Consider the following 4,729-nt stretch of genomic DNA (forward strand, 5'->3'; position numbering starts at 1 on the left):
ACCGATATTGCCTGCCATGCGCGCGATCTGGCCTTTGCTCATGCCCAGGTTGCGCGCCTCCCAGGCCAGCCAGCCGCCGATGCCCGCGCTGACGGTGCTGCCCGCCACCGGTAGCAGGTCCAGGATGACGTCCAGCCCGAATCGGCGATTGGTGCCCGGCACGGTGAACAGCCCCTCCATCACCCGCTCCACCGCCTCGATACGACGGCGCACGGATGCGGGATCGCGGCCGACGGGCAGCTGGTCGAGCAGGCGAGGGTCGAGGCGAGCGGGACGGTTCATGGTCATGAGGTGGGATCGATACGCAGCCGGTTCAATGGATGCCAGGCGCGCGTGTTGGGCTGCCAGGCACGCAGCCGCGGCGACACCAGCGACCAGCGCAGCGGCCGCGCGATGGCGATGAATGGGATGTCGGCGGCGACCGCGGCATCCGCTTCCGTCAGCCGCTGTGCCCGCTCGGCCGACGTGGGTGCGTCGCGCGCCGCGTCCACCGCCGCCTGCGCCTCTTCGCCACAGGGCTGACACGCGGTGGCGAGATACCATCGCGCACTGTCGTAGGGTGCGACCGCGTCGACCAGTCGCAGGTCGGCAGCCTCGCTCATCGCCACGCGTTGCGGCGTGATGCCGATCAGCAGCAGCGATCGCGCCAACTGCCCCCATAGTCGGGTTGCGCCCGGGCCGGACGGTAGCGCGATGCGCAGGTCCACCAGCCGACCCCATGCCACGACGCGCTGGCGCGCCGTCGCGCGACGCTGCTCCAGCGACAAACCTGCCCAGCCAGGCGGCAACGGCGGCGCGGCCGCGTCGAGTTGGTGGGGCAACAATTGTTCGTCGGGCAGCCAAAGCGGCGCGACGGCGGTCGTGACTGCGGCCCGATCGATGGCCTGCGCAATCGCGAGCCGGTTCGCCGGTTGGGCAAGGAAGCCCTCGCGCCGTACGATAGCGAGGCCGAACAGCCCCACCGCCGGGTCCACCCGCAGCTGCGTCGCGGCAGGTCGGGCGGCTTGCGCAAGCGGCCAATCGGCAAAGGTGCCGCCGGCGACCAGGTCCGCCTTGCCCGCGACAAAGCGAGCCACCGCCAGAGCGGCGCGACCTCCCACCAGCCGTACGTCCTCCGCCGCGTCCACCGAATCAAGTCGGTTCGGGTCCACCCGTCCCGGGTCCGGAACGGGTCGGAGCAGGTTGCCGACGACCGGTCGCAGCGGGCCTGAACCGGGCGCTGTTCCGCGCGCGATCGCCATTTCAGGCTGCGCGAACAGCTTGAGCAGGTCCGGCCGCGGGCGGCTGAGCCGAACCTCGATGACCTGCGGCGTCATCACCACGATCTCGTCGATCGCGGTGAGGAACGGCTTCAACGGGTTGCGCGACGGCGGTGCGAGCTGCCGCCGCAGCCGCGCCACCACCTGCTCCGCCGTCACTGCGCGCCCATCGGCCCAGCGTGCCTCGCGTAGGCGGAAGATGTAACTGGTGCCCTGGTCGGTGACGATCCACCGTTCGGCAAGTCCCGACTCGATCTGCCCCGCGGCATCGAAACGCACCAGCCCCTGCGCCACCGCGTCGATCAGCAGCCGCGTTGGTGTGTCCATCGCTCGGCGGGTCGGATCGGTCAGCACGGGTCGCGAGCCGATGGCGCTGACCACCACCGGCCCGGTGTCGGCCGTCTGCCTACACCCGATCAGCGCCAATGCGAGCAGGCTGGTGCGGACGGCGGGACTCGAACCCGCACTCCAGGGGAAGGCGATTTTAAGTCGCCTGCGTCTACCGATTTCGCCACGTCCGCGCACCGCGTCAGGGGAGCCTCAGCGCGGGCGCGGCGTCAAGTCCGCATCAGACGTTCAGGCGCGCGCGCATTTCCTTGCCGGGCTTGAAATAGGGCACGCGTTTGGCGTCGACCGAGACGGTGTCGCCCGTGCGCGGGTTGCGCCCGGTGCGGGCGTCGCGGGCGCGGGTGGAGAATGCGCCAAAGCCGCGCAGCTCGACCCGGCCGCCCTCAGCGAGACGCGCGACGATCTCGTCGAAAAACGCGGTGACGATCGCCTCGACCTCTCGCGGACCCAGGTCCGGGTGAGCATCAGCCACCTTTTGCACCAGTTCCGACCGGATCATCGCGTACCCCCTGACAACTCGCCGACCTGGCTCACGATCATATGTGCCCTACCAGCACCAAAACGACATCGCAGCGAATGAGGGTGTCCAATCCGGACACCCTCACAAGCCTATTCCTCCGACTTTGCCTTCAAGGCCGCGCCCAGGATGTCGCCCAGCGACGCACCCGAATCGGAAGAGCCATATTGCGCGACGGCCTGCTTCTCCTCGGAGATCTGCATCGCCTTGATCGAGAAGGTCGGCTTCTTGGAGCGATCGAAGCCAGACACCTGCGCGTCGAACTTCTGGCCGACCTGGAAACGCTCGGGGCGCTGCTCGTCGCGGTCGCGGCCGAGATCAGTGCGCTTGATGAAGCCGGTGGCGCCATCCTCGCCGACCTGCACCTCGAGCCCTGCGTCGCGCACCTCCAGCACCGTGACGGTCACCGTCTGGTTCTTGCGCAGCTCGCCGCCGGCCGCGACCGGAGCGGTGGACGGACCACCGCGCTCCAGCTGCTTCATGCCGAGGCTGATGCGCTCCTTCTCGGCGTCGACGTCGAGCACGATCGCCTGCACGATCTCGCCCTTGCGATGCAGCGCCAGCGCGTCCTCGCCCGACACGCCCCAGGCGATGTCGGACATGTGCACCATGCCGTCGACATCATTGTCGAGCCCGATGAACAGCCCGAACTCGGTCGCGTTCTTGACCTCGCCCTCGACAGTCGTACCGACCGGGTGCTCGGCGGCGAAGGCGTCCCACGGGTTGTTCTGCGCCTGCTTGAGACCCAGCGAGATGCGACGCTTGTCCGCATCGACTTCCAGTACCATCACGTCCACCTCCTGCGAGGTGCTGACGATCTTGCCGGGATGCACGTTCTTCTTGGTCCAGCTCATCTCGGAGACATGGACGAGGCCCTCGATGCCCGCTTCCAGCTCGACGAAGGCGCCGTATTCGGTGATGTTGGTGACGCGGCCCGACAGCTTGGCGCCGATCGGATATTTCGCCGATGCGCCGTCCCACGGATCAGACTCGAGCTGCTTCATGCCGAGGCTGATGCGCTGCGTGTCCTTGTTGATGCGGATGATCTGCACCTTGACGGTGTCACCGATGTTGAGCGCCTCCGACGGATGCTGGACGCGCTTGTAAGACAGGTCGGTGACGTGGAGCAGGCCGTCGATGCCGCCAAGGTCCACGAACGCCCCGTAATCGGTGATGTTCTTGACCACGCCGTCGATGATCTGTCCCTCGGCCAGCGACTGGATCAGACCGGTGCGCTGCTCGGCGCGCGTCTCTTCGAGCACCGCGCGGCGCGACACGACGATGTTGCCGCGCTTGCGGTCCATCTTCAGGATTTGAAACGGCTGCGGCAGGTCCATCAGCGGGGTGACGTCGCGGACGGGACGGATGTCGACCTGGCTGCCGGGCAGAAAGGCCACAGCGCCGGAGAGGTCGACGGTGAAGCCGCCCTTGACGCGACCGAAGATCGTGCCCTCGACGCGCGCCGACTTGGCGAACTCGGTCTCCAGCTTGTCCCAAGCGGCCTCGCGACGCGCGCGGTCGCGGCTGAGCATGGCCTCGCCATGCATGTTCTCGACGCGGTCGACATAGACTTCGACCTCGTCGCCGACCTTGAGCTCGGCCTTCTGGCCAGGCGCGGCGAACTCGCGCAGCGGCACACGGCCTTCGGACTTCAACCCCACATCGATGACGGCGAGATCGTTCTCGATCGCGGTCACGGTGCCGTGCACCACGCGGCCCTCGAAGCTGTCGGCGCCGCCGAACATCTCGTCGAGCATGGCCGCGAAATCGTCGCGGGTGGGAAGGGCTTGGGTCGCCATAAAGGTGGTCAGATCCTCGAACATCATTGTTGGCCAACCGGTTGCAATCCGGTGGTCTTGGCCATCGCCGCCACGCCGACCTCATGTCGATGCAGCATCCTGACGAACAAGCGACGGAGGTTCGCGCAAATGCGAAAAGGGCGCGTGAGGACAAGCCTCCGCGCCAACCCCCGCGAACACCTGTTCGTCGGACGGGCATCCCTTAGGGCAAGGTCGAAGATCACGCAACGTTGACGAACTTCGCCAAAAACAGCGCGGCGATGGCAGGAGAACCGGCATGGCCACGATGACTATCTCGCTGCCCGCTCCGATGAAGGACTGGGTCGAGGCCCAAGGGGGGGCGGTACAGCAACTCGAGCGACTATGTCGGTGATCTGATCCGCCGCGATCCGGTGAAGCGCGAGAAGATCACGGCGACGAACGTGATGATCCAGGAGGGCTTGGACAGCGGGATCAGCGAGCGATCTGTCGAAGAGATATGGCAGGAGGCGTTGCGACGGTCAGGTCAGGTCGATGAGGCCGCGTGGACTATAGCCTATCTGCTCGCGTGGACGCCGAGCTTGCGGCGCTGTTCCAGGAGGGCATTGACCGGTTCGGTGTGCAACAAGCTGCCAAGTATCGCGCGGATCAACGATCCCGACCAGTAACCCGCGCCTCCACCAGCGAGATCGCGCGTTTTACGCTCGCCTCGATCGACAGGAAGCTCGTATCGAGCAGCGCCGCGTCCGCCGCCATCACCAGCGGCGCGGCGGATCGGCCGCTATCGCGGTCGTCGCGCACGCGAATGTCGGCGAGCACCTTGTCAA

The 4,729-nt window shown here is 67.1% G+C and carries 6 protein-coding genes and 1 tRNA gene; 1 reads left to right on the forward strand and 6 read right to left on the reverse strand.

Annotation, left to right across the window (positions count from 1 at the left end):
* The 5 genes from JWN21_RS10775 to rpsA form a co-directional block, all read right to left on the reverse strand.
* Positions 1-282, reverse strand: a 282-nt coding sequence (locus tag JWN21_RS10775) for a DUF4112 domain-containing protein (RefSeq protein WP_299649645.1), incomplete at its 3' end; no start/stop codon positions are given.
* A gap of 2 nt (positions 283-284) precedes the next feature.
* The gene (locus tag JWN21_RS10780) at positions 285-1,685 is read right to left on the reverse strand and encodes an ABC transporter substrate-binding protein (RefSeq protein WP_299649648.1); all 1,401 of its coding nucleotides are present in this window, start codon (positions 1,683-1,685) and stop codon (positions 285-287) included.
* A gap of 11 nt (positions 1,686-1,696) precedes the next feature.
* A tRNA-Leu gene (locus tag JWN21_RS10785) sits at positions 1,697-1,780 on the reverse strand.
* Positions 1,781-1,827: 47 nt separating this feature from the next.
* Positions 1,828-2,106: an integration host factor subunit beta gene (locus JWN21_RS10790; RefSeq protein WP_299649651.1), complete on the reverse strand. Its 279-nt coding sequence runs from the start codon at positions 2,104-2,106 to the stop codon at positions 1,828-1,830.
* Positions 2,107-2,216: 110 nt separating this feature from the next.
* Complete coding sequence (gene rpsA / locus JWN21_RS10795) at positions 2,217-3,923, reverse strand: 30S ribosomal protein S1 (RefSeq protein WP_299649657.1); 1,707 nt, start codon at positions 3,921-3,923, stop codon at positions 2,217-2,219.
* 392 nt (positions 3,924-4,315) lie between these two features.
* Between rpsA and JWN21_RS10800 the strand changes: the two genes are divergently transcribed.
* Positions 4,316-4,570: a hypothetical protein gene (locus JWN21_RS10800; RefSeq protein WP_299649654.1), complete on the forward strand. Its 255-nt coding sequence runs from the start codon at positions 4,316-4,318 to the stop codon at positions 4,568-4,570.
* On the opposite strand, the gene JWN21_RS10805 is transcribed toward JWN21_RS10800, so the two are convergent.
* Positions 4,551-4,729 (reverse strand): (d)CMP kinase (locus JWN21_RS10805; RefSeq protein WP_299649660.1); only part of this gene is annotated, 179 nt, incomplete at its 5' end. The two genes, JWN21_RS10800 and JWN21_RS10805, sit on opposite strands and share 20 nt — an antisense overlap.

Source organism: Sphingomonas bacterium, assembly GCF_028292945.1.
Classification (GTDB): Bacteria; Pseudomonadota; Alphaproteobacteria; order Sphingomonadales; family Sphingomonadaceae; genus Sphingomonas.

Bases quoted from the DNA above. Each gene is read 5' to 3' on its own strand.
- rpsA (WP_299649657.1), bottom strand. From the start codon at position 3,923: ATGGCGACCCAAGCCCTTCCCACCCGCGACGATTTCGCGGCCATGCTC.
- JWN21_RS10790 (WP_299649651.1), bottom strand. From the start codon at position 2,106: ATGATCCGGTCGGAACTGGTGCAAAAGGTGGCTGATGCTCACCCGGAC.